Source organism: Micromonospora sp. NBC_01638, assembly GCF_045209745.1.
Taxonomy (GTDB): Bacteria; Actinomycetota; Actinomycetes; order Mycobacteriales; family Micromonosporaceae; genus Micromonospora.
In genome coordinates this window covers 4,657,054-4,681,865 of the sequence record NZ_CP109273.1, presented here as the reverse complement: position 1 = coordinate 4,681,865, position 24,812 = coordinate 4,657,054, and the positions used below count along the sequence as shown (strand labels likewise).

Annotated in this window: 22 protein-coding genes; 2 read left to right on the top strand and 20 right to left on the bottom strand. The window is 71.9% G+C overall.

From position 1 onward, the window contains the following. Positions 1-6: 6 nt before the first annotated feature. Together OG811_RS22080 and rpe are read right to left on the bottom strand one after the other, a co-directional pair. Positions 7-1,035, bottom strand: a complete 1,029-nt coding sequence (locus OG811_RS22080) for a response regulator (protein WP_406068364.1) — start codon at positions 1,033-1,035, stop codon at positions 7-9. Continuing rightward, a complete protein-coding gene (rpe, locus tag OG811_RS22075; protein ID WP_354993653.1) occupies positions 965-1,645 on the bottom strand; it encodes a ribulose-phosphate 3-epimerase in 681 nt (226 codons plus the stop codon). Before rpe ends, OG811_RS22080 begins: the two co-directional genes overlap by 71 nt. 254 nt (positions 1,646-1,899) lie before the next feature. Between rpe and OG811_RS22070 the strand changes: the two genes are divergently transcribed. Together OG811_RS22070 and OG811_RS22065 are read left to right on the top strand one after the other, a co-directional pair. Continuing rightward, positions 1,900-2,790 carry a septum formation family protein gene (locus OG811_RS22070; protein WP_406068363.1) on the top strand — a complete coding sequence of 297 codons (891 nt, stop codon included), beginning with the start codon at positions 1,900-1,902 and terminating at the stop codon, positions 2,788-2,790. An 83-nt stretch (positions 2,791-2,873) separates the two neighbouring features. Further along, on the top strand, positions 2,874-3,764 hold the full coding sequence (locus OG811_RS22065; RefSeq protein WP_406075853.1) for a septum formation family protein: 891 nt from the start codon (positions 2,874-2,876) through the stop codon (positions 3,762-3,764). A gap of 48 nt (positions 3,765-3,812) precedes the next feature. Here the strand turns inward: OG811_RS22065 and OG811_RS22060 are convergent, their stop codons facing one another. From OG811_RS22060 to pyrR, 18 genes are all read right to left on the bottom strand, one after another. Next, positions 3,813-5,291 carry an RsmB/NOP family class I SAM-dependent RNA methyltransferase gene (locus OG811_RS22060; RefSeq protein ID WP_406075852.1) on the bottom strand — a complete coding sequence of 493 codons (1,479 nt, stop codon included), beginning with the start codon at positions 5,289-5,291 and terminating at the stop codon, positions 3,813-3,815. Then, entirely contained in the window at positions 5,246-6,172 is a 927-nt protein-coding gene (gene fmt, locus OG811_RS22055; RefSeq protein WP_406068361.1) for a methionyl-tRNA formyltransferase, read from the bottom strand. Before fmt ends, OG811_RS22060 begins: the two co-directional genes overlap by 46 nt. A gap of 5 nt (positions 6,173-6,177) precedes the next feature. Further along, the gene (gene def, locus OG811_RS22050) at positions 6,178-6,735 is read right to left on the bottom strand and encodes a peptide deformylase (protein WP_355009186.1); all 558 of its coding nucleotides are present in this window, start codon (positions 6,733-6,735) and stop codon (positions 6,178-6,180) included. A gap of 134 nt (positions 6,736-6,869) precedes the next feature. Continuing rightward, a complete protein-coding gene (locus tag OG811_RS22045) occupies positions 6,870-7,853 on the bottom strand; it encodes an AAA family ATPase (RefSeq protein WP_406068359.1) in 984 nt (327 codons plus the stop codon). A gap of 258 nt (positions 7,854-8,111) precedes the next feature. Beyond that, the gene (locus tag OG811_RS22040; RefSeq protein WP_406068358.1) at positions 8,112-10,028 is read right to left on the bottom strand and encodes a primosomal protein N'; all 1,917 of its coding nucleotides are present in this window, start codon (positions 10,026-10,028) and stop codon (positions 8,112-8,114) included. Between the two features lie 59 nt (positions 10,029-10,087). Continuing rightward, positions 10,088-11,281 carry a methionine adenosyltransferase gene (metK, locus tag OG811_RS22035; RefSeq protein WP_406068357.1) on the bottom strand — a complete coding sequence of 398 codons (1,194 nt, stop codon included), beginning with the start codon at positions 11,279-11,281 and terminating at the stop codon, positions 10,088-10,090. Between the two features lie 87 nt (positions 11,282-11,368). Beyond that, positions 11,369-12,577, bottom strand: coding sequence for a bifunctional phosphopantothenoylcysteine decarboxylase/phosphopantothenate--cysteine ligase CoaBC (gene coaBC, locus OG811_RS22030; RefSeq protein WP_406068355.1), 1,209 nt, complete (start codon positions 12,575-12,577; stop codon positions 11,369-11,371). A 14-nt stretch (positions 12,578-12,591) separates the two neighbouring features. Continuing rightward, positions 12,592-12,855, bottom strand: a complete 264-nt coding sequence (gene rpoZ, locus OG811_RS22025) for a DNA-directed RNA polymerase subunit omega (RefSeq protein ID WP_007075826.1) — start codon at positions 12,853-12,855, stop codon at positions 12,592-12,594. A 64-nt stretch (positions 12,856-12,919) separates the two neighbouring features. Next, on the bottom strand, positions 12,920-13,453 hold the full coding sequence (locus OG811_RS22020; RefSeq protein WP_406068354.1) for a guanylate kinase: 534 nt from the start codon (positions 13,451-13,453) through the stop codon (positions 12,920-12,922). A gap of 25 nt (positions 13,454-13,478) precedes the next feature. Next, the gene (gene mihF, locus OG811_RS22015) at positions 13,479-13,796 is read right to left on the bottom strand and encodes an integration host factor, actinobacterial type (RefSeq protein WP_124821254.1); all 318 of its coding nucleotides are present in this window, start codon (positions 13,794-13,796) and stop codon (positions 13,479-13,481) included. Between the two features lie 177 nt (positions 13,797-13,973). Further along, positions 13,974-14,810: an orotidine-5'-phosphate decarboxylase gene (pyrF, locus tag OG811_RS22010; RefSeq protein ID WP_406068352.1), complete on the bottom strand. Its 837-nt coding sequence runs from the start codon at positions 14,808-14,810 to the stop codon at positions 13,974-13,976. Positions 14,811-14,882: 72 nt separating this feature from the next. Beyond that, a complete protein-coding gene (locus OG811_RS22005) occupies positions 14,883-16,157 on the bottom strand; it encodes an adenosylmethionine--8-amino-7-oxononanoate transaminase (protein WP_406068351.1) in 1,275 nt (424 codons plus the stop codon). Positions 16,158-16,230: 73 nt separating this feature from the next. Further along, positions 16,231-17,265 (bottom strand): quinone-dependent dihydroorotate dehydrogenase, encoded by a 1,035-nt coding sequence (locus tag OG811_RS22000; RefSeq protein ID WP_406068350.1) that lies wholly within the window; start codon positions 17,263-17,265, stop codon positions 16,231-16,233. Then, positions 17,262-20,609 (bottom strand): carbamoyl-phosphate synthase large subunit, encoded by a 3,348-nt coding sequence (gene carB, locus OG811_RS21995; RefSeq protein WP_406068349.1) that lies wholly within the window; start codon positions 20,607-20,609, stop codon positions 17,262-17,264. The genes OG811_RS22000 and carB overlap by 4 nt, the downstream gene beginning before the upstream one ends. Further along, on the bottom strand, positions 20,602-21,801 hold the full coding sequence (carA, locus tag OG811_RS21990; RefSeq protein ID WP_406068348.1) for a glutamine-hydrolyzing carbamoyl-phosphate synthase small subunit: 1,200 nt from the start codon (positions 21,799-21,801) through the stop codon (positions 20,602-20,604). The genes carB and carA overlap by 8 nt, the downstream gene beginning before the upstream one ends. Then, entirely contained in the window at positions 21,801-23,078 is a 1,278-nt protein-coding gene (locus tag OG811_RS21985) for a dihydroorotase (RefSeq protein WP_406068346.1), read from the bottom strand. Before OG811_RS21985 ends, carA begins: the two co-directional genes overlap by 1 nt. Then, positions 23,075-24,001, bottom strand: a complete 927-nt coding sequence (locus tag OG811_RS21980) for an aspartate carbamoyltransferase catalytic subunit (protein ID WP_406068344.1) — start codon at positions 23,999-24,001, stop codon at positions 23,075-23,077. Before OG811_RS21980 ends, OG811_RS21985 begins: the two co-directional genes overlap by 4 nt. Further along, positions 23,998-24,582 (bottom strand): bifunctional pyr operon transcriptional regulator/uracil phosphoribosyltransferase PyrR, encoded by a 585-nt coding sequence (gene pyrR / locus OG811_RS21975; protein WP_406068342.1) that lies wholly within the window; start codon positions 24,580-24,582, stop codon positions 23,998-24,000. The genes OG811_RS21980 and pyrR overlap by 4 nt, the downstream gene beginning before the upstream one ends. Positions 24,583-24,812 lie beyond the last annotated feature (230 nt).

Below are 24,812 nucleotides of genomic sequence, written 5' to 3'. Positions count from 1 at the left end.
TCACGCTCAGGTGACGCCGCGACGCCGGTCCACGGCCACATACGAGCCCGGTTGACTCTTGGCCACCGTCTTCATCTCCGAGGCCACCGCGATCACCTCAAGGGGGTCGGTGAACCGCTTGCCTTCGTCGGAGAGGGACACCCCGATGGAGAGTGTGACCAGGGCGGCGCGACGGATGTTGCCGCGCCGGTCCTTCAGCTCGACGAAGCCGCGCTCCCGGTCGGTCGCGTCGTAGAGCGTGTCGGCGGCCTTCTCGAAGTCCACCACCGCTCGGGACGTCAGTGAGCGGACCTGGTCCGGGGCACAGACGATGACGAAGTCGTCGCCGCCGACGTGGCCGAGGAAGGCCGGCGGCAGCCCCACCGCCACCACCGCCCGGTGCAGGCTGCGGGCCAGCGCGGAGATGAAGTCGTCGCCGCGGACGAAGCCGTACCGGTCGTTGACGCTCTTGAACCGGTCGATGTCGACGTAGCCGACCGCGTAGTCCACGCCCTGCCGGACCCGGTCGCTGATCTCCCGGCGGATCCGGCTGTTGCCGGGCAGCCCGGTCAGCGGGGAGACCTCCCGGAACTCCTTGTTCCGGCGCAGAGTGGACGAGACCCGGGCCACCAGCTCGGCGGTGTCGAACGGTTTCACCAGGTAGTCGTCGGCACCGGCGCTGAGCCCGTGCACCTTGTCGACGGTCATTCCCTTGGCGGTCAGCATGATCACTGGCAGGGCGGAGGTCATCGGGTCGGCGCGCAGCCGCCGGGTCAGCTCCAGACCATCGATCCGGGGCATCATGAGATCGACCACCGCGAGGTCCGGCCGCTGCCGCTCGATGACCTCCAGTGCCTCCTGGCCGTCGCTGGCGTGGATCACCTCGAAGCCGCGCAGGCGCAGGTTGAACTCGACGAAACGGGCGATGTCCTCGTCGTCGTCGACGACGAGGATGATGTCCTTACGGTCGCCGTCGGGGTCCACCTCAGGCCTCAGGCGCCGCGCGTTCCGCCAGCGCCCGCAGGTGCCGTACCGCCTCCGCCGGGTCGGCGGCACCGTACACGGCGGTGCCGGCCACGAACGCGTCGGCGCCCGCAGCGGCCGCCTGCTCGATGGTGTCGGCGGCGATCCCGCCGTCCACCTCGATACGCAACTCCAGGTGCCCGGCCGAGACGTGCCGGCGGGCAGTGCGCACCTTGTCCAGCAACTGCGGGACGAACCGCTGCCCACCGAACCCGGCCTTGATCGTCATGATCAGCAGAGTGTCGAAGCTGGGCAGCAGGTCCAGGTACGGCTCGATCGGGGTGTCCCGGTCGATGGCCAGGCCAGCCTTCGCACCGGCCGAGCGCAGGTCCTTGGCCAGCGCCACCGGGTCGTCGGACGCCTCCGCGTGGAAGGTGACGTTGTACGCCCCGGCGTCGGCGTAACCGGGGGCCCACCGACGCGGATCCTCGATCATCAGGTGCACGTCGAACGGCATCGCGGTGACAGCCCGCAGGCTCTGCACCACGGGCAGCCCAATGGTCAGGTTCGGCACGAAATGGTTGTCCATCACATCGACGTGCAACCAGTCCGCGGCGTCCTCGACGGCACGGACCTCTTCGGCGAGGCGGGCGAAATCGGCGGCCAGGATGCTCGGCGCGACGATCGGCGGCGGTACGGTCACGGGGCCAGTGTACGAACGTGGCCACCCGCCACCAGCACCGCGGCACCAACGGGGACGCGCTGTGAACCAGCAGTGACCAATGGTGCAGAATTGGCCGGTCCGGGCCCCTCAATCCGGACGAACAGACATCAGTAGCTGGCCGATCGACCGAAACGCGACGACACTCCAAGCGGGACGGTGTCATAGGCTGCACGCCCGCCGGGTTCTCGCCGCGGGACGCGGTGACCGGCCGCCAGCTCCCGAAAGGGCGGACGATGCGACGGTGGCTTCCAGCGCTGGTGCTGGCCGGCGTCACGACGGTGCTGCTGGCCGGCTGCACGCCGGCGCGCGGCGCGGACGGTGATCTCACCGACGACTGGCCGGCGCTGCGGGTCCCGAAGCCGTTCACCCCGGCCACCGACACCTGCCTGCCCCGGATCACCTCGGTCGTGCAGGCCGGCACATACGAAACGGTGGACTGCGCGCGCAACCACCTGGCCGAGACCATCCACGTCGGCACCTTCGTCGGGCCTGACGCGCTGACCGAGACCCGGCCCGGGGCCGGCGAGTCGGCGCTGCGCACGGCCCGCGCCGAGTGCGACCAACGGGCCCGGGAGGTGCTGGGCGGTGACTGGCACACGGCCCGACTCACCCTGTCCCTCGCGCTGCCCTCCGCACCCGCCTGGGCCGGCGGCGCGCGCTGGTTCCGCTGCGACCTCAGCGAGACCGGCAGCATCGACAACACGCGCCCGGTGAACCGCACCGGCAGCCTGCGCGGCGCGTTGATCGGCGACAACCCACTGACCCACCGCTGCTTCGACCCCAAGCTGATCGGCGACAACCTCAACTACATGGCGCCGGTGCTCTGCACCGAGCCGCACCGCGCCGAGTTCGTGGGCGTCTACGCGGAAAGCGACCTGAGCTGGGCGGCGTTCAGCAACTCGACCGAGCAGGCGCACAAACGCTGCATGGCGTTGATCGCCGAGTACGCGGCCGTGCCGAACAACAGCGACCTGCAGTACCGGGCCGGGTCCATCTACTACCCGCCGTCGCAACGGGAGTGGGAGGAGGGTGACCGTGGAGTGCGCTGTTTCCTGTGGAGCGACGACCGCAAGCTGACCCGCTCGATGCGCGGCGCCGGCCCGGAGGGACTACCCGCGATCTGAACATCGGTGCCGTATGCTGCTGCGCCGTGGCCATACCGACCGGCGGGGTCCGGCTGGAGGCCACCAGCGGCGGGAGGTCGGGGATGCGACGGTGGTTGGCGGCGTTCGCCGGGGGTGCGGCTCTGGCCCTGGCGCTGGCCGGGTGCGGCGCACCCGCCGGACTCGACCGTGACCTCATCGACGACTGGCCGGCGCCCGTCGCGGCGCAGCAGTTCGTCCCCGCCGCCGACGTCTGCCACCACTCCTCCCAGCAGGTCGGTTTCCTGAGCGGCTACAACCCGATGACGTGCGCCGAGGCGCACCGGGTGGAGACGATGCACGTCGGCACGCTCACCGGCCCGGGCGCCGAGGGCGGCACACCCCCGCAGCCCGGCTCGGTGGGCATGCGGGCCGCTCAGACCGCGTGCGACTCGGAGGTCAGCAAGGCGGTGGGCGCCGACTGGCGGTCCGGGCGGCTCGGCCTGACCGTCGTACTGCCGTCGCCGCAGGCCTGGGCGGGCGGGGCCCGCTGGTACCGCTGCGACGTCACCGAGATCGCCAGCATCGACGACACGGCGGTCGACCTGCGCACCGGCAGCCTCCGGGGTGCGCTGACCGGCGCGTCACCGCTGGCGTACCGCTGCTTCAACCCGAAGCTGGTCAAGGACAAGATCGACGAGATGGTGCCGGTCGCCTGCACCACCAAGCACCACGCCGAGTTCGTCGGGGTCTGGCAGGCTCCGGACGTCAGTTACGACGAGTTCTCCCGCACCGTCAAGCGGACCCACCGGGCCTGCCAGACGATGATCGCCAAATACGCCAAGGTGCCGGACAACTCCCAGCTCGACTTCCGCGCCGGGACGATCTACTACCAGCCGTACGAGGAAGAGTGGAAGAACGGCAACCGTGGTGTGCAGTGCTTCCTCTGGATCTCCGATCGGAACCTGACCCGTTCGATGAAGAACGCCGGCACCAAGGGCCTCCCGGTCACCTGACCGCCTCCGCATCCGGCCGGCCGCATGACCGGCCGGATGCGGGGCCCATCAGCCTCGGCGCAGAACGGCGAGGAACATCGCGTCGGTGCCGTGCCGGTGTGGCCAGAGCTGAACGGTCGGCCCGTCACCCAGACCGGGCATGCCGGCCGGCAGCAGCGGACGGGCGTCCACGAAATCCACCGGAACACCGCTACGGCGGGCCGCCTCGGTCACCGTCACGTGCGTCTCGACGGTGTGCGGCGAGCAGGTGACATAGGCGACCAGGCCACCCGGGCGAACCGCCCGCAGCGCCGCGCCGAGCAGCTCCCGTTGCAGCCGGGTCAGCGGCGGCAGGTCGGACGGTTGGCGGCGCCAACGCGACTCCGGCCGGCGCCGCAGCGAGCCCAGCCCCGTGCACGGGGCGTCCACCAGCACCCGGTCGAAATGCTGCTCCGGCAGCTTCGGGTCGGCGCCGACCTCACGGCCGTCCATCGTCAGCACGGCCACCGGCAGGCCCCGGGTCGCCAGTGAGACCAACCGGGCCCGGTGCTCGGCCACCTCCACCGCGGTCACCCGGGCACCACGCTGCGCGGCCAGCGCGCCGAGCAACCCGGCCTTGCCACCCGGGCCGGCGCACAGGTCCAGCCAACGCCCGTCCGGGCCGTCCAACGGCGCGTCGGCGAGTGCGGAGGCCACCAACTGGGAGCCCTCGTCCTGCACATGGGCACGGCCGTCAACCACCGCCGGGATGTCGCCCGGCGCGCCGCCGGGCAGATAGACGGCGTACGGCGAGAAGGCACCGGGCGCCCCACCGACCTGGTCGGCCAGCTCGATCGGGTCGATCAGCCCGGGCCGGGCGCACAGGTGCACCGGCGGGCGCTCGTTGTCCTCGATCAGGAGGCGGGCCGTCTCACCCAGGTCGCCGTTGAGCGCCTCGGAGAAGGCCCGCACGATCCACTGCGGATGGCTGTACGCCAGGGAAAGGTGCCCGACCGGGTCGGTCTCCATCGGTGGGGCGAGCTTCGCCACCCAGGCGTCCGAGTCACGGCTGGACACCTCGCGCAGCACCGCGTTGGCGAAGCCGGTGGCGCCCGGCGCGACCGAGCGGACCAGGTCCACCGTCGACGAGACCGCGGCGTGCGCCGGCACCCGGGTGTGCAGCAACTGGTACGCCCCGAGCCGCAGCGCGTCACGTACCGGCGGGTCGATCCGGGCCACGTCCCGGCCGGCCGCATCAGTCAGGATCGCGTCCAACGTGCCCAGGTGACGCAGGGTGCCGTAGGTCAGCTCGGTGGCGAAGGCGGCGTCCCGGCCGAACAGCCCCTCCTCCCGCAGGATGATGGGCAGCACCAGGTTGGCGAACGCGTCGTCGCGGTGCACCGCGGCCACCGCCTCGTACGCCGCGCGGCGCGGTCGGTCCATCGGTGGCCGGACCGGCCGACGGTCCCCGCCACGATCGGTCCACGAGCCGGAGCGCGTCGGGCGCGTACCCTCCGGGGCCGTCACGCGAAGTCCTCGCCGGTGCCGACGCGAACGCCGCGGGCCCAGTCGGTCGCGCCCATGGCCCGCTTGCCCGCGGCGCGGACCTCGCCGAGGCGCACCGGCATGGTCGCCGTGCCGGCCAGCACCCGGGACTTCTCCACCAGCAACTCCCCCGGTTTCAACTCTGGGCCGTCGGGCGCCGGCACGACCGGGCCGAGCTTCACCCGCTCGCCCCGGAACGTGGTCCAGCTGCCCGGCGCCGGGGTGCAGGCGCGGATCCGGCGGTCCACGGCGAAGGCCGGATCATTCCAGCGCACCCGGGCGTCGTCCACGGTCAGCTTCGGCGCCAGCGACACCCCGTCGGCGGGCTGCGGCTCGGCCCTGGCGGTGCCGTCGGCGATCGCGTCGAGCACCGCCACCAGCAACCCCGCACCGGATTCGGCGAGCCGCCCCAGCAGGTCACCGGAGGTGTCGGCGGCGCGGATCTCGTCGGTCAGCGTGCCGAAGACCGGGCCGGTGTCCAGGCCCTCCTCCAGGTGGAAGACGCTGGCCCCGGTCAGCTCGTCACCGTGCAGCACGGCGTGCTGCACGGGCGCGGCGCCGCGCCACGCGGGCAGCAGCGAGAAGTGCAGGTTGACCCAGCCGTACCGGGGGATCTCCAGGGCAGCCGGCGGCACCAGCGCGCCGTAGGCGACCACCGGCACGCAGTCCGGTGCGAGCTCGCGCAGCCGGTCGAGGAACTCGGGGTCGCGGGGGCGGGCCGGCGTGAGCACCTCGACACCGTGCTCGTCGGCCCACTCGCCGACCGGGGAGCGGGACAGACCGCGCCCGCGCCCGGCGGGTGCGTCGGGCCGGGTGACCACGGCGGCCAACTCGTGCCGGGAGGCGGCGACGGCGGCCAGGGCGGGAACGGCGACAGCCGGCGTACCGGCGAAGATCACGCGCATCCGGGTCACCGCCCCAGACCGAAGGGGTCGCTGATGTGCGGGCTGAGCTTGACCGTCGGCGGGGCCGCCCCGTCGTACCACTCGGCCTGGCGGATCGCCTTCATGGCTTCCTTGCGCCCCTCCGGATCCAACCGGTCCAGGAAGAGCACCCCGTCGAGGTGGTCGGTCTCGTGCTGCACGCAGCGCGCCATCAGGCCGGTGCCGACGATCTGCATCGGATCGCCGAACGAGCTGAAGCCCTTGGCGATGACGTTCTGCCGACGCTTGGTGTCGAAGTAGAGCCCAGGGATCGACAGGCAGCCCTCCGGGCCGTCCTGCTCCTCCTCGTCGGGAAACTCGAGCACCGGGTTGATCAGGTGCCCGAGCACGTCGTCGACGTCGAAGGTGAACACCCGCAGGCTCACACCGAGTTGCGGCGCGGCCAGGCCGGCGCCGTTCTGCTCACGCATCGTGTCGGTGAGGTCGGCGACGAGCCGACGCAGCTCGGCGTCGAAGTTGACCACCGGATCGGCCGGCGTGCGCAGCACCGGATCCCCAAAAAGACGGATGGGCTGGACGGTCACGCGGGACGGCTCCTTCTACAGGTGGGACGAGCGGTGCCGTACCAGTCTACGGAGTGCCCGGTTGCGCGCCGGCCGGCGTACCTCGATCGGCCGCCGCCGGTGTGCCCAGCGTCACCGGACGGCTAACGAACCCGTCAGGCGCTGGCGCTCGGGTCGCCGGCGAGCACCGCGTCGCCGCGGAGCAGTGCGGGCTCGGGCAGCGGCAGGCGGATCTTGTGGGCCGCCTCCCAGTCGTAGACCAGGCCGGGGCGCACCTGGGCGGCGAAGTAGTCGATCGCGGTCATCCCACCCACCACCGGCTCGTCGACCTCGGCGACCAGTTGGGCGGTGACCAGGGAGAATCCGCTCTGCAGGGCGGCGCTGAGCCGCCGGTGACCGTCGACGACGAAGAAATACTCGCCGGTGAACCCGATCTTCAGCGGCTCCAGCGCCTCGACGCCGGCCTCGGCCACGCCGCCGGCGAAATCGGTGTCCCACAGACCGCGCAGGGTGGCGATGTCCTCGGTCGGGTAGACCCGGGCCGGGTCCAGCAGCAGCAACGGCGGGCCATCGCGCAACACCTCGGCGCCGAGCGTGCCCTCGTACGCGGCGATGATCTGCTCGATCACCTCGGCGGCCGGGGCTCGGGTGGTGTCGCAGATCAGGTCGTAGTTGCGCAGTCGGGCCTTGTCCACCCCGTAGCGGATGATGAATCGGCTGCGCTCGCTCGCGCTGCGCTCACGGAGCTTGTCCTTGGCCTCCTCCAGGGAGGCATAGCTCTCCGCCGGCCCGGAGGGTCGGGCGAGCACCCGGCGGGCCGCCTCGCCCGGCTCGGTGATCATGTGAACCTTCAGCGCGTCGGTGAAGAAGTGCCAGGCCAGCCGGGAGTCCATGATCAGGGGCTCACCGGAGGCGGCGATGTCCCGCTGGAGCTGGTCGACGTAACCGTCGACGGCCTGGTCGAGCTCGGCGTGCAGGTTGAGCTGCAGAGCGGTCATCTGCCGCTGCTGAGCCATCTCCCGGTAGAGATCGCCCACACTGACCCGGCGCATCCCGAGCCGCTTGGCGATCTCCACCGACACGGTGCTCTTGCCGCTGCCGAGGTCGCCGTTGAAGACGATCGATTGTCGAACGGTCACGACTGGTCCACCCCTGATAACCGGCTGTTTGACATCATCGACATCGCGTCCGACCGCCACGTTCCCGCCACCGTCGCGCCATCCTGCGGCGACTTCAGCTCGGCCCGCCCGTCTGACGCGGTGCCGTGACCTGAGTCCGTCGTACGCCCGAGCATGACGGGCGATGCTACCACCCTGGCGCCAGCGTTCTGTCGGACGCGGTGTGCGAGGTCACCGCCGCGGGCCAGGGTTGCCGGGTGTCGGCACCAGCCGAAACAGTCAGAACAGGCTCAACGGATCGACCTGGAGACGGACCGGGTCCGCGGCCTTACGGGCGGCGCGAGCGCCAGCGGCCGAGTGCAGCGCCTCGGCGAGCGCGGCAGCCCGGGCCCGGGGCACCCGGACCAGCATCCGCTCCCGCCCCTCCTCAGCCGGCACCGGCCCCAGCACCTCGGCGTCGTCGGGCAGCCGGGCCGCGGCGAGCAGATCCGCCACCGCTGCGGCCGGGCCGGTGAGGCTCGCCATCCGTACGGCCGGCGGGAAGCCCAGCTCCCGGCGCTCGGCCAACTCCCGGCCGGCGAACCAGGCGGCGTCCCACCGCAGCAGCGCCTGCACCGGAGCGAGCGCGCCGTCGGCGACCACCACCACCCGACCGGCCGGTGCCGGACGGGCCAGGGCCGCCGCCGCCAGCCAGCGGCGCAGCGCCTCCTCGCCGGCACGCAGGTCCGCCCGGGTCAGCAGAGCCCACGAGTCGAGCAGCAGCACCGCGCCGTAACCGCCCTCGGCGACCGGCTCGGCACCGGGCGTGGCCACCACCAGGGCCGCACCGCCGGGCACGTCGGTCAGCACCTCCTCACGCCCCGAGGTGCGCACCGGCACGCCGGGGAACGCTCGGCCCAACTCCTCGGCGGTCCGCCGGGCGCCGGTCACCGCGGCCCGCAGGCGCCGCCCACCGCACTGCGGGCAGGCGTACGCGGCGGCCACCCGAGCGCACCACCGGCAGGCCGGGGTGCCGCCGGCCGAGGGCAGCGCGAGCGGGCCCGCGCAGTGCTCGCACCGTGCCGGGGTGCGGCACTGGTCGCAGGAGATCGACGGCAGGTAGCCGCGTCGGGGCACCTGCACCAGCACCGGCAGGTCCTGCCGGATGGCGTCGCGGGCAGCCGTCCAGGCCAGGCTGGGCAGCCGGGCGGTGGCCGCCCCGGGGTCGCGGGCCAGTTGTGGGTCGTCGCCGGTCGGCGCGATGGCCGGGATTCGAGCCCGCACGGTCGCCCGGTCGGCCACCACCTCCCGAGCCCAGCCGGTCTCCAGCAGCAGCTGCGCCTCGGCGGTACGGGCGTACCCGCCGACCAGCGCGCCCGCCTCGGCGAGCTGCACCCGGGTGAGCAGCACGTCGCGGGCGTGCGGGTAGGGAGCCCGGGGCTCGGAGTGCAGGTCGTCGCCGTCGTCCCAGACGGCGACCAGGCCGAGCCGGTCCACCGGGGCGAACATCGCCGCCCGGGTGCCGATCACCACCGGCACCTGCCCACGGCGGGCGGCGAGGAACGCCCGGTAGCGGCGGGCCGGCCCGAGCGCGGCGGAGAGGCTGACATGCCGCCCCGACCCGAGCACGGCGGTGAGCGCGGCGTCCAGCCGGTCGAGGTCTCGAGCGTCGGGCACCACGACCACCGCGCCGCGCCCGCCGGCGACGGTGGCGGCCACCGCGTCGGCGTAGCGGGCCGCCCAGTCCTCGCCGGGCAGCGCCGACCAGACCGCGCGGGGGGCCCGACCGTCGGTGAGCGCGCGCAGCAGCGCCGGGCCGGTCGGGTAGTCCCGCCACCCGCGCGGGTCGACCGCCTCGGCCTCGGCGGCGGCCGCTGGGCTGGGCTGGTCCTCGCGGGGTTCCTTCTCCACCCGCGCGTGCCGGGGCGGCACGGCGAGCCGGAGCACGTCGGCGAGGCTGCCCGCGTACCGGTCGGCGACCGCCCGGGCCAACCGGGCGACCTCGGGTGCCAGCACCGGCTCCGGCGAGACCACCTTCTCCAGGTACGCGAGGCGGCCGGTGTGCCCCGAGTCGTCGGCGCGGGACAGCAACCACCCGCCGACGAGCTGACCGGCGAAGCGCACCTTCACCCGGGTTCCGGGCACCGCCACCTCGTCCAGCTCCGCCGGCACCAGGTAGTCGAACGGCCGGTCCAGGTGTGCCAGCGGGACATCCACGCAGACGCGCGCGACCGGCGACCCCTCAGCGGGTCGCCGGTCGCTACGCCTGGTGGCGGTCAGGCTCCCGCGGCCGACTTGAGGTCGGCGGCCCGGTCGGTGCTCTCCCAGGTCAGGTCCGGCAGCTCCCGGCCGAAGTGGCCGTACGCGGCGGTCTGCTGGTAGATCGGGCGGAGCAGGTTGAGGTCCCGGATGATCGCGGCCGGACGCAGGTCGAACACCTCGGCGACGGCCTTCTCGATCGAGGCGACCGGCACGGTCTCGGTGCCGAACGTCTCGATGAACAGGCTCACCGGGTGGGCCTTGCCGATGGCGTACGCGACCTGCGCCTCGCACCGCTCGGCCAGACCGGCGGCGACCACGTTCTTGGCCACCCAACGCATCGCGTACGCGGCCGAACGGTCCACCTTGGACGGGTCCTTGCCGGAGAACGCGCCACCACCGTGCCGGGCGTACCCGCCGTAGGTGTCGACGATGATCTTGCGGCCGGTCAGCCCGGCGTCACCCATCGGGCCACCGATCTCGAACCGGCCGGTCGGGTTGACCAGCAGCCGGTAGCCGTCGGTGTCCAGACCGAGGCTCTCCAGTTCCGGGGAGATCACGTGGTCGCGCACGTCCGGGGTGAGCAGCGAGTCGAGCGAGATGTCCGCGGCGTGCTGGCTGGACACGACCACGGTGTTCAGCCGGACCGGGCGCAGCCCCTCGTACTCGATGGTCACCTGGGTCTTGCCATCCGGCCGCAGGTAGGGAATCGTGCCGTCCTTGCGCGCCCCGGCGAGGCGGCGGGCCAGCCGGTGGGCGAGGGCGATCGGCAGCGGCATCAGCTCGGGCGTCTCCGAGCAGGCGAAGCCGAACATCATGCCCTGGTCGCCGGCGCCCTGCGCGTCCAGCGCGCTCTCCGACGCCCCGGTACGCAGCTCGAAGGCATTGTCCACGCCCTGCGCGATGTCCTCGGACTGTGCACCGATGGAGACGCTGACCCCGCAGGAGGCGCCGTCGAAGCCCTTCTTCGACGAGTCGTAGCCGATGTCGAGGATGGTCCGACGGACGATCGTCGGGATGTCGGCGTACGCCTTGGTGGTCACCTCACCGGCGATGTGCACCTGGCCGGTGGTGATCATGGTCTCCACCGCCACGCGGCTGTGGGGGTCCTCAGTCAGCAACGCGTCGAGGATGCCATCGCTGATCTGGTCGGCGATCTTGTCCGGGTGGCCTTCCGTGACCGATTCGGACGTGAAGAGGCGGCGTGTCACGGCACTCCTAAGCATTTGAGGTCGTTCCGCGGCAGTGTAATCACCACTGCGGTCGGTGTCGGGATCGGTCGCGACCTTTACCACCCGTCAGGAGACGCCGGTCAGCCGCGCCACGACGAGATCCCAGACGGTGTCGGCCACCGCCTCCTTGGCCTGCTCGGGCAATCGGCTGACCGAGCCGTCCGCGCCGATGACCGTCACCGTGTTGGTGTCGGCCCCGAAGACCAGGTCCTGACCGACCTCGTTGATCACGATGAGGTCGGCCCGCTTCCGGGCGAGTTTCGCTCGGCCGTTGGCCTCGGCGTCGCCGGTCTCGGCGGCGAACACCACCAGCAGCTGCTCCGGTCGTTTGCGCTGGCCGAGCTCAGCCGCGATGTCCGGGTTCGTGACGAGCTCGATGGTGGGCGCGACGCCATCGTCCGACTTCTTGATTTTGCCAGGCGCGTACGTCGCCGGCCGGAAATCGGCCGGAGCCGCCGCCATCACCACCGCGTCGGCCTCGACGGCGGCCTTCAGCGTCGCCTCCCGCAGCTCGGCGGTGGTGCCCACCCGGATCAGGTCGACGCCGGCGGGGTCGGAGAGGGAGACGTTGGCCGCGATCAGGGTGACCCGGGCGCCCCGGGCGACCGCCGCGCGGGCGAACGCGTAACCCTGCTTGCCCGAGGAGCGGTTACCCAGGAAGCGGACCGGGTCCAACGGCTCCCGGGTGCCACCTGCGGTGACGACCACCCGGCGGCCGGCCAGGTCGGTGGGGGCGGAGCCACCCCGGGCCAGGACCCGACGGGCGACGGCGAAGATCTCGGCCGGGTCGGGCAGCCGCCCCTTGCCGGTGTCCACGCCGGTGAGCCGGCCGACGGCGGGCTCGATGACCAGGACACCCCGGGCCCGCAGCGTGGCGACGTTGGCCACGGTGGCCGGGTGCTCCCACATCTCGGTGTGCATGGCCGGGGCCAGCAACACCGGACAGCGGGCGGTCAGCAGGGTGTTGGTCAACAGGTCGTCGGCGAGCCCGTGCGCGGCCTTGGCGAGCAGGTCGGTGGTGGTCGGCGCGACCACCACCAGATCGGCCTGCTTACCGAGCCGGACGTGCGGCACCTCGTGGACGTCGGTCCAGACGTCGTCGGCCACCGGCTGACCGGAGAGCGCCGCCCAGGTCGGCGCCCCGACGAACCGGAGCGCCGACGCGGTCGGCACGACCCGAACCCGGTGACCCGATTCGGTGAAGAGTCGCAGCAGCTCGCACGCCTTGTAGGCGGCGATGCCGCCGCCGACCCCGAGGACGATCGAGGTGGACATCGGCCAGCGAGGGCTTACGGCTGGTCGGTCGGCTCGGCGGTGAGCAGGCCCGCGTTGATCTCGCGCATCGCGATGGAGAGGGGCTTCTCCTGCGGGGTGGTCTCGACGAGCGGGCCGACGTACTCCAGAAGGCCCTCACCGAGCTGGCTGTAGTAGGCGTTCACCTGGCGCGCGCGCTTGGCGGCGAAGATGACCAGCGCGTACTTCGACGTCGTCTTCTCGAGGAGCTCGTCGATCGGCGGGTTGGTGATGCCTTCGGGGTTGGCGATGGATCCCACGAATTAACCTCTGCGTCTTTCGAGCCGCGCGGACGCGGTGCTGAGTCTCAACGGCGGCCAGCCGTCAGCCGCGTACGCGCGACCAGGCCGGATCCGGATAAGAAGAACCGAGTAAGCCTACCAGCTCGTCGACCACCCGCTCGGTGAGGTCGTGGGTCAGCGTGCGCTCGACGGCGGCCGCCACGCTGGCGTCGGGTTGATACCCAGGTGGGCTCAGCAGCACCAGCCGGCAATCGGGCAGTCGCGCACGGACCAGCCGAGCGCCGCGCAGGTCGAGCGGGAGCAGCACCGGCTGCCCGGCGGTGAGCCGGGCACGCAGCGGTGGGTATGGAGTGCCCCGGCGGTACGAGCCGATCCGGGACCACTCCAACAGCTCGCCGGCCGCGAGCCGGCGATCGAACTCGGCGGGGGCGAGGAAGACGCGGTCGACCCCGTCGATCTCCGACTCCCGCCGCGGCCTGGTGATCGCCGGCACCGGGATCCACACGGACGGAAAACGCGCCCGGACGAGCTCGACGACACTCTCCCTGCCGGAACCCGAAGGTCCAGCCAGGACAGTGAGCCGAGCCGCCGGGCGCGCCTCGTCATCCGTGCTCACTGCTTGTTTCTACACGCTGCCAGGTTCAGTTGGCGGCGAACTCTCCAAGCAGTGCCTTGCGCTGCTGCTCACCAAGGCCGCGCAGGCGACGGCTGTCGGCGATCTTGAGCTTCTCCATGATCTGGGTAGCCCGGATCTTGCCGATGCCCGGCATGGCCTGCAGGACGGCCGAAACCTTGAGCTTGCCAACGACGTCGTCGCCCTCGGCGCGCTCGAGGACGGCACCGAGGGTGGTCTTGCCCTGCTTGAGCTGCTCCTTCAGCTGAGCACGGGCCTTGCGGATCTCCGCGGCCTTCTCGAGCGCGGCAGCGCGTTGTTCGGGGGTTAGTGACGGGAGCGGCACCAGTTCTCCTCAGGTCCCTATCGCGGCGGGCGGGACGCACCACCGCAGCTGTGAAACGTGGTGTCGCTGTGAACCAAGGGGTACATGGTTCCCAGCGCGGGGAAAACTAGCGGCCAACGGAGCTTTCGGCAACGTGGGGCCGCATGATCACCGTAGAGTGACCGAGCCGTCAGTCAGTCACCGGGCAGGCAGGACGGCCCGGCAGTCGACCAACACGCGGTCCGCGGCGGCCCGCAGGGCGGCGACATCGGGGCCTGCCGAGAGCACCTCCCGGGAGTACGACGGGAGCACCGAGGCGAGGCTCGAACCGAAGACGGTACGCAGATCGGCTGCCCCAGCACCTTGCGCGCCGAGCCCCGGTGCGAGCAGCGGACCCCCCACACCGGAGAGGTCGTGACCGGTGTCGCCAATGGTCGCGCCCACCACCAGACCGAAGCTCCCGAGCGGAGTCGCACCACTGTTGAGCTGCGAAATCTCGTCGATCACGGTCTGCGCCACGGTGCGGCCGTCGGCCGTGCGGGCCTGCTGCACGGCCGCGCCCTCGGGGTTGGAGGTGAGGGCCAGCACGAACACGCCGCCGCCGTGCTTGGCGGCCAGTTCGAACATCGGCGTCAGCGAACCGACCCCGAGGTAGGGGCTCGCGGTGACCGCGTCGACATACAGCGGGCTGGATGGATCGAGATACGCGGAGGCGTACGCGCTCACCGTCGAGCCGATATCGCCACGCTTGACGTCAAGCAGAACGAGCGAGCCAGCATCCCGCAACTGTCGGATAGTTGACTCAAGAAGCGCCACACCTCGGGACCCGAAACGCTCGAAAAAGGCCGACTGAGGCTTGACCACCGCAACCCGGTCACCGAGCGCTTCCACGACGGTCCGGGTAAACCGGTCAAGTCCCTGAACGTCGTCCGCGAGGCCCCAACGGGCCAACAGACCGGGATGCGGGTCGATGCCCACACAGAGTGGCCCCCGCTCGGTGATCGCCCGGTGCAGCCGAGTACCGAAGCTTTCCATCGGAGTGTTCCCCTCTCCTCGTCCGGACGGCAGCCCCGCCCGGGTAACCGTCGACCCGGTGACCGGGCCGACTCAGCCGGCCGCCACCGCCGCCGCCACCCCGGCCGCGATCCGGGCCAGGTCGACGTCGTCGGTGACGTACGGCGGCATCGTGTAGATCAGGTCGCGGAACGGGCGCAGCCACACCCCCTGGTCGACCGCGGCCGAGGTGGCCGCGCCGAGGTCGACCTCGTGATCGAGCTGGACCACCCCGATCGCGCCGAGGACCCGCACGTCGGCCACACCGGGCGTACCGCGCAGGGGCTCCAGGCCGGCGCGCAGACCGGCGCCGACCCTGGACACCTGTGCCGACCAGTCCCCGGCCCGCAGCAGCCCGATGGAGGCGTTGGCCACCGCACAGGCCAACGGGTTGCCCATGAACGTGGGCCCGTGCGCCAGTACGCCGCCGGCGGAGATGCCCCGGGCGACCTCCGGGGTGCAGAGCGCCGCCGCGAGCGTCAGGTAGCCGCCGGTGAGCGCCTTGCCCACGCACAGCACGTCCGGCGTCACCCCGGCGTGCTCGGCGGCGAACATCGCACCGGTGCGGCCGAACCCGGTGGCGATCTCGTCGAAGATCAGCAGCACCCCGTGCGCGCGGGTCACCTCGCGCAGCACCCGTAGGTAACCCGGGTGGTGGAAACGCATCCCACCGGCGCCCTGGACGACGGGCTCGACGATCACGGCGGCCAGTTCGTCGGCGTGGCGCTGCACCGTGTCCACCAACGCCGCCACGTACGCGTCGTCGGGTGGGTCGGTGAAGCCTCCCGGTGGGACCGGGGCGAACACCTGCCGGGGCAGCACGTCACCCCAGAGGTGGTGCATCCCGCCCTCCGGATCGCAGACGCTCATCGGGTGGAACGTGTCGCCGTGGTAGCCGCCCCGCCAGGTCGCCAGCCGGCGCCGCTGAGGCCGACCGATGGCCCGCTGGTACTGCAGGCACATCTTCACCGCCACCTCGACGCTGACCGAGCCGGAGTCGGCCAGAAACACGTGCTCCAGGCCGTCCGGGGTCAACTCGACCAGGGTCCGGGCGAGCTGCACGGCGGGCTCGTGGGTGAGCCCGCCGAACATCACGTGGCTCATCCGGCCGAGCTGATCGGTCACCGCGGCGTCCAGCACGGGGTGTCGGTACCCGTGGATCGCCGCCCACCAGGACGACATCCCGTCCACCAACTCCCGCCCGTCGGCCAGCCGCAGCCGCACCCCCTCGGCGCTCTCCACCACGTACGGCGGGTGCGCCAACGGCATCGCCGCGTACGGATGCCAAACATGCGCCCCGTCTGCAGCCAGGATCTCCTCGGGTGTCACGCGTGCGTCGTCCCTCTCCGCGTCGATCTAGGGCATCTTGTCGCTACTGGATCTCCAATCACGACGATCTGCCCTAGATCGACGCGGGAGGGGTCGACGCGGCGCGGCCGGCGGCGGCGCGGACCAGGGCGGGGCCCCGGTAGATGAAGCCGGTGTAGAGCTGGACCAGGGCGGCGCCGGCGTCGAACATCCGCGCTGCGTCGTCCGGGTTCAGCACGCCGCCTACGCCGATGATGGGCAGCCGGCCGTTGGTTTCCCGGTGCACGAAGGACACCACCTCCCGGGCCCGCTCGGTGAGCGGCCGACCGGAGAGACCACCGGCCTGGGCACCGCGCTCGGCGTCCACCGTGGCCAGCCCGGTACGGGCCAGCGTGGTGTTGGTGGCGATCACCCCGGCAGCGCCTCGGGCCAGACAGACCTCCAGCAGCTCGGCGATCGCCGCCTCGGTCAGATCCGGCGCGATCTTGACCAGCACCGGTTTCTCCCCCACCAGCGCGGCGAGCAGCGCGTCCAGGTGGGCGCGGTCCTGCAACGAGCGCAGCCCCGCGGTGTTCGGTGAGGACACGTTCACCGCGAAGTAGTCGCCATGCCCGCGCAGCGCCCGGTACGAGGCGAGATAGTCCTCGACCGCGTCGTCGAGCGGGGTCACCTTGGATTTGCCCAGCGAGATGCCCAGCGGCACCCCGAGCGGGCGCGGCAGCGCCGTCAGCCGGACGGCCAGCGCGGCGGCCCCGGCGTTGTTGAAGCCCATCCGGTTGACCACGGCCTCGCTGGCCGGCAGGCGGAACAGCCGCGGCCGGGGGTTGCCCGGCTGGGCGTGCGCGGTGACCGTGCCGACCTCGACGAAACCGAAGCCGAGCGCCGGCCAGGCCGGCAGCGCCACGCCGTCCTTGTCCATCCCCGCCGCAAGACCGACCGGGTTGGGGAACCGCACACCGAACACCGTGCGCGGCGCGCTGACCGCGTACCGGGCCCGCAGCGCCGCCAGCGCGGCCGGCTGCCGCGAAACGGCGCTCAACCGCCGCAGTGTCCACTCGTGCGCCGCCTCGGCGTCCCCGCCGCCGAGCCGGAACAGCCACGGCCGCACCGCCTGCTCGAACAGGGTCACTGGGCGGCCCGGAGGGTGGCGTGCAGGTCCTGCAGGGGGCGTACCTGCATGTCGCCGCGGATCCGCGCCTCGATGCCCATCACGGCCGCGGCGGCGCCGGGGACCGTGGTGATGCAGGGGATGTCCGCGGTGACGGCCGCGCTGCGGATCTCGTAGCCGTCGGAGCGGGCGCTGGCACCCGAACCCTGCGGCGTGTTGATCACCAGGGCCACGTGGCCGCCGCCGATCAGCGACACCGCGTCGTCCCCCTCACCAGCCTGGTAGTGCTTGCGGACCTGCTCGCAGGCGATGCCGTGCCGGCGCAGCACCTCGGCCGTACCGGTGGTCGCCACGATCTCGAAGCCCAGATCGGCCAGACGCTTGATCGGGAAAATCATGCCGCGCTTGTCCCGGTTGGCCACCGACACGAAGATCTTCCCGGCGGTCGGCAGCGAGCCGTACGCCGCCGACTGGCTCTTGGCGAAGGCGTGCCCGAAGTTGGTGTCGATGCCCATCACCTCACCGGTCGACTTCATCTCCGGCCCGAGCAGCGAGTCGATCCCCTTGCCGGCGCGGGTCCGGAAGCGCTTGAACGGCAGCACCGCCTCCTTGACCGCGATCGGCGCGTCGGCGGGCATTGTCCCCCCGTCCCCCGTCGGCGGCAGCAGGCCCTCGGCGCGCAACTCGGCGATTTTCGCCCCGAGCGCGATCCGGGCCGCCGCCTTGGCCAGCGGCACCGCCGTGGCCTTGGAGACGAACGGAACGGTCCGCGACGCCCGAGGGTTGGCCTCCAGGACGTAGAGCACGTCGTCCTTGAGCGCGTACTGCACGTTGAGCAGACCGCGGACGCCGACGCCCCGGGCGATGGCCTCGGTGTAGCGGCGGACCTCGGCCAGGTGCGAGCCCGCGAGGGTGATCGGGGGCAGGGCGCAGGACGAGTCGCCGGAGTGGATGCCGGCCTCCTCGATGTGCTCCATCACGCCGCCGATGTAGACCTCGCCGTCGGCGTCGCACAGCGCGTCCACGTCGATCTCGATGGCGTCGTCGAGGAACCGGTCCACCAGCACGGGGTGATTCGGGGAGATGTCGGTGGCCCGCCCGATGTAGTCGCGCAGCGTCGGGTCGTCGTAGACGATCTCCATGCCTCGCCCGCCCAGCACGTACGACGGCCGGACCAGCACCGGGTAGCCGATCTCGTCGGCGATCGCCTTGGCCTCGTCGTACGAGGTGGCCATGCCGTGCGCCGGCGCGCGCAGCCCGGCCCGGGCCAGCACCGCGCCGAACGCCCCCCGCTCCTCGGCCAGGTGGATCGACTCCGGGGAGGTGCCGACCACCGGCACACCGGCGTTCTTGAGCCGCTGCGCCAACCCGAGCGGGGTCTGCCCGCCGAGTTGCACGACCACTCCGACCACGCCCGGCCCGCCGGCCGCCCGGCCGGACGAGTCCTCGGCGTGCCAGACCTCCAGGACGTCCTCGAAGGTCAGCGGCTCGAAGTAGAGCCGGTCGGCGGTGTCGTAGTCGGTGGAGACCGTCTCCGGGTTGCAGTTGACCATGACCGTCTCGTAACCGGCCGCCCGCAACGCCTGCACCGCGTGCACGCAGGAATAGTCGAACTCGATGCCCTGCCCGATGCGGTTCGGGCCGGAGCCCAGGATCAGCACCTTCGGCCGGTCCGACGGCACAACCTCGGTCTCCAGGTCGTACGTCGAGTAGTGGTACGGCGTCGTCGCCTCGAACTCGGCCGCGCAGGTGTCCACGGTCTTGTAGACCGGGCGCACGTCGAGGCGGTGCCGCAGGGTCCGTACGCCGTCCTCGGCGGCCAGCTCGGGGCGCAGCGCGGCGAGCTGCCGGTCGGACAGGCCGGCCCGCTTGGCGCGGCGCAGCAGGTCGGCGTCGAGCACCGGCGCGTCCACGATCTCCGCGCGCAGCTCGATCAGCGCGGCGATCTGGTCCAGGAACCACGGGTCGATCCCGCCGGAGGCCTCGGCGACCTCGGCGATCGACGCGCCGAGGCGCAGCGCCCGCTCGACGGTGTACAGCCGGCCGTCGTGCGGGATCCGCAACGCGGCGAGAGTGTCCGCGAGGGTGGCGCCCGCCGGGTCCGGCACACTCCAGAAACCGGCTGACTTGGTTTCCATCGAGCGCATCGCCTTGTTCAGCGCCTCGGTGAAGTTGCGCCCGAGGCTCATCGCCTCGCCCACCGACTTCATCGTGGTGGTCAGCTCCGGGTCCGCGCCGGGGAACTTCTCGAACGCGAACCGGGGAATCTTCACCACGACGTAGTCCAGACTCGGCTCGAACGCCGCCGGGGTCTTCAACGTGATGTCGTTGGGGATCTCGTCGAGGGTGTAGCCGATGGCCAGCTTCGCGGCGATCTTCGCGATCGGGAAACCGGTCGCCTTGGAGGCCAGCGCCGAGGAGCGGGACACCCGGGGGTTCATCTCGATCACGACGATCCGGCCGTCGGCCGGGTTGACCGCGAACTGGATGTTGCAGCCGCCAGTGTCCACCCCGACCTCGCGCAGCACCGCGATGCCCAGGTCACGCAGGCGCTGGTACTCCCGGTCGGTGAGCGTCATGGCCGGGGCCACGGTGACGCTGTCGCCGGTGTGCACGCCCATGGGGTCGATGTTCTCGATCGAGCAGACCACCACCACGTTGTCGTTCCGGTCGCGCATCAGCTCAAGCTCGTACTCCTTCCAGCCGAGCACGCTCTCCTCGATGAGCACCTCGTGCACGGGGCTGGCGGACAGGCCGTCGCCGGCGATGCGGGCCAGGTCCTCCGGGGTGTGCGCCATGCCGGAGCCCAGGCCGCCCATGGTGAACGACGGCCGGATCACCACCGGCAGGCCCAGCTCGACGGCTGTCGCCTCGACCTCGTCCATCGAGTGGCAGACCCGGGAGCGGGGCACCAGGCCGGTCGGGTCGTCGACACCCAGGCGTACGCCGGCCTTCGCGACGATGTCCTTGAACAGCTGGCGGTCCTCGCCCCGGTTGATCGCGTCGATGTTCGCGCCGATCAACTCCACGCCGTACTTCTCCAGGACGCCGTTCTGATGCAGGGCGACCGCGGTGTTCAGCGCGGTCTGTCCGCCGAGGGTCGCCAGGATTGCGTCCGGACGCTCCTTGGCGATGACCAGCTCCACGAACTCCGGTGTGATCGGCTCGACGTAGGTCGCGTCGGCGAACTCCGGGTCCGTCATGATCGTCGCCGGGTTGGAGTTGACCAGGCTGACCCGGATCCCCTCACTGCGCAGCACCCGGCAGGCCTGGGTGCCGGAGTAGTCGAACTCGCAGGCCTGCCCGATGACGATCGGCCCGGAGCCGATCACCAGGATGTGCTTGAGATCGGTCCGCTTAGGCATTGCTGCGCCCCTTGCTGTGGGTCCGGCCTTCGATCAGATCGGCGAATCGGTCGAAGAGGTAGTCGGCGTCGTGCGGGCCGGCCGCCGCCTCCGGGTGGTACTGAACCGTGAATGCGGGCACGTCCACGGCCCGCAGCCCCTCGACCACGTTGTCATTGAGGCAGACGTGCGACACCCGAACGCCACCGAAGTCGGTGTCGATCACCTGGTCGGGGACCACCGCGCCGCCACCCGCACCGGGCACCTGCACCGCGCCGAGCCGCCGTTCGCGGCTCGACACGTCGACCGCGAAGCCATGGTTGTGGCTGGTCACCTCCACCTTGCCGGTGGCCCGGTCGAGCACCGGCTGGTTGATCCCCCGGTGGCCGTAACCCAGCTTGTAGGTGCCGAAGCCGAGCGCCCGACCGAGGATCTGGCTGCCGAAGCAGATGCCGAACAGCGGCACCTGCCGCCGCAGCGCCTCCCGGGCCAGCGCCACCGGAGCGTCGGCGGTGGCCGGGTCACCGGGGCCGGGCGACAGGAAGATCGCGTCGGCACCGGTGGCGAGCAGCTGATCGATGCTCGATGAGGCCGGCAGCACGTGGGTGGTCACCCCGCGCGTGGCGAGCCGACGGGGAACGTTGCGCTTGATGCCCAGGTCCAGGGCGGCCACCGTGAACCGGTGCTCGCCGAGGGCCTCGACGACGTACGGCTCGGCGGTGGTCACCTCGGCGGACAGGTCCGCGCCGGTCATCTGCGGCGCCTGGCGGACCCGGGCCAGCAGGCTCTGCGGGTCGTTGTCGACGCTGGAGATGCCGACCCGCATGGCCCCGCGCTCACGCAGGTGCCGGGTCAACGCCCGGGTGTCCACCCCGCTGATGCCCACCACACCCTCGGTGGCGAGGCGGTCCTCGAGACCGCCGGTGGCCCGCCAGTTCGAGCCGATCCGGGCCGGGTCGCGCACGACGTAGCCCGCCACCCAGATCCGGCCGGACTCGTCGTCCTCGTCGTTGACGCCGGTGTTGCCGATGTGCGGCGCGGTCTGCACCACCACCTGTCGGTGGTAGGACGGGTCGGTGAGGGTCTCCTGGTAGCCGGTCATGCCGGTGTTGAAGACCGCTTCGCCGAAGGTTTCCCCGACGCTGCCGTACGCCTCACCGGGGAACGTGCGCCCGTCCTCGAGCACAAGGATTGCGGGTCTGCGCTTGACCATTACTTGACAGCCTTTCCGTCCAGGACCGTCGGCTCGCCGCGCAGGAAGGTCGCCACGATGCGACCGGGCAGCGTCATGCGGGCGTACGGGGTGTTGCGACTGCGGCTGGCCAGCTCCGCCGGCTCGATGGTGCGGCGGGCGGCCGGGTCGATCAGGGTCAGGTTGGCCGGCACACCGGGCGCCGGGTCGACGCCGTGCCCGGTGAGCCCGGCGATCCGGGCCGGGGTGCGGGACATCCGCTCGGCGATCAGGTCCCACTCGGGACCGAGCACGTCCAGCGCGATGGAGAGGGCCGTTTCCAGGCCGAGCATCCCCGGCCGGGCGTACGCCCACTCGCACTCCTTGTCCTCGACGGCGTGCGGGGCGTGGTCGGTGGCGATCACGTCGACCACACCGTCGGCGAGGGCGGCCCGCAGCGCGGCGATGTCCGCGGCCGTCCGCAGCGGCGGGTTGACCTTGAAGACCGGGTCGTAGGTTTCCGCCCGCTCGTCGGTGAGCAGCAGGTGGTGCGGGGTGACCTCGGCGGTGACCCGTACGCCGCGCGCCTTTGCCTGACGCAGCACCTCGACGCTGCCGGCGGTGGAGACGTGGCAGACGTGCAGTCGGCTGCCCACGTGCTCGGCGAGCAGCACGTCCCGGGCGATGATCGCCTCCTCGGCGACGGCCGGCCAGCCGATCAGGCCGAGCCGGGTGGAGACCTCACCCTCGTGCATCTGGGCGCCCTCGGTGAGCCGGGGTTCCTCGGCGTGCTGGGCGATGATCCCGTCGAATGCCTTGACGTACTCCAGGGCCCGGCGCATCAGCTTCGGGTCGGCGACGCAGTGCCCGTCGTCGGAGAAGATCCGCACCCGGGCCGCGGAGTCGGCCATCGCGCCCAGCTCGGCCAGCCGCTCGCCGGCCAGCCCGACGGTGACCGCGCCGATCGGCTGCACGTCGACCAGGCCGGCCTCCCGGCCGAGCCGCCAGACCTGCTCCACCACACCGGCGGTGTCCGCGACCGGGGAGGTGTTGGCCATCGCGCAGACCGCCGTGTAGCCACCCAGTGCCGCCGCGCGGGAACCCGACTCGACGGTCTCGGCGTCCTCCCGACCGGGCTCGCGCAGGTGGGTGTGCAGGTCGACGAGGCCGGGCAGGGCGACCAGCCCGGTGCCGTCGATCAGGGTGGCGTCCGGCGCGGACAGGCCGGGGCCCACCCCGGCGACCACGCCGTCGCGGATCAGCAGGTCGGTCGGCGGGCCGCCGACGACACTCACGCTGGTGATGAGGTACGCGGTCACCGGTTGTTCCCTCCGAGCAGCAGGTACAGGACGGCCATCCGCACGGAAACCCCGTTGGTGACCTGTTCGACGATGGTGGAGCGGGGTGAGTCGGCGACCTCGGGGGTGATCTCCATCCCCCGGTTCATCGGGCCGGGGTGCATGACGATCGCGTGCTCGGGCAGCCGGCGCATCCGCGGGCCGTCCAGCCCGTAGCGGCGGGCGTACTCGCGCGCGGAGGGGAAGTAGGAGTCGTTCATCCGCTCCCGCTGCACCCGCAGCATCATCACGACGTCGACGTTGGGCAGCACCGAGTCGAGGTCGTAGGAGACGTCGGTGGCCGGCGCCAACGCTCCCGCGATGTCGACCGGGATGAGGGTCGGGGGGCCGACCAGGGTGACCTTGGCGCCGAGGGTGGAGAGCAGCAGCACGTTGGAGCGGGCGACCCGGGAGTGCAGCACGTCCCCGACCACCGCGACCGACAGGCCGGCGAGCCGGCCCAGCCGGGCCCGCATGGTGTACGCGTCCAGCAGCGCCTGGGTGGGGTGCTCGTGGGTGCCGTCGCCGGCGTTGACGACCGACCCGTCGACCCAGTTGGCCAGCCGGTGCGGCGCGCCGGAGGCGGGGTGCCGAACGACGACGGCGTCGGCGCCCATGGCCTGCAGGGTCAACGCGGTGTCCTTCAGGCTCTCGCCCTTGGTGACGCTGGACCCCTTCGCGGAAAAGTTGATCACGTCGGCGCTGAGCCGCTTCGCCGCCGCCTCGAAGGAGATCCGGGTGCGGGTGGAGTCCTCGTAGAAGAGGTTCACCACGGTCCGGCCGCGCAGCGCGGGCAGCTTCTTGATCTCCCGGCCGGCGACCGTGGCCATCTCGGCGGCGGTGTCCAGGATCTCGGTGGCGGTGGCGGCGTCCAGGTCCGCACCGGAGAGCAGGTGCTTGATCATGCGGTGGTCCCTCCGTACAGCCTGACCTCGTCGGCGCCGTCGGTCTCGGCGAGCGTCACCTTCACGCTCTCAACGAGCGAGGTCGGGATGTTCTTGCCGACGTAGTCGGCGCGGATCGGCAGCTCCCGGTGGCCGCGGTCGACCAGGACGGCGAGTTGCACGGAGGCCGGGCGGCCCACGTCGTTGAGCGCGTCGAGCGCGGCCCGGACGGTGCGGCCGGAGAAGAGGACGTCGTCGACCAGGATGACCCGCTTGCCGTCGATGCCGCCGGACGGCAGCTCGGTCGGGCCCACCGCGCGGGTGGCCTGCCGGCGAAGGTCGTCGCGGTACAGAGTGATGTCGAGCACACCGACCGGAACGGCGACGTCCTCGAAGGTGCTGATCCGGTCGGCGAGTCGCCGAGCGAGGGGGGTGCCACGGGTGGGAATCCCAAGAAGCACCGTGTCGGCGGCGCCCTGGGTCTTCTCCAGGATCTGGTGAGCGATGCGATCGACCACGCGTTGCACGTCGGCGCTGGCGAGGATCACCTTCACCGAGGGTTGTCGCGGTGGTGACGAGCGGGCAGCCGGTGGGTATGCCACGGCGGACCTCCTTCCCCGCCTCACGGGACGGGTCGTTAAAGGATGTCGGGCACCTCCGGCCGGACCGCGCAGCGGACCTGGGCCGGGGCTTTACGCCACGTTACCAGTGGTCACCGGGGCCGATGGACGGCGGCCGCTGACCACCGGATCAGGCCCACGAAATAGGGACAACTTCCCGGACGCTCCTCAACGGTAGTGTCACGACCACTTGACCAGGTGTCGCATTCCCC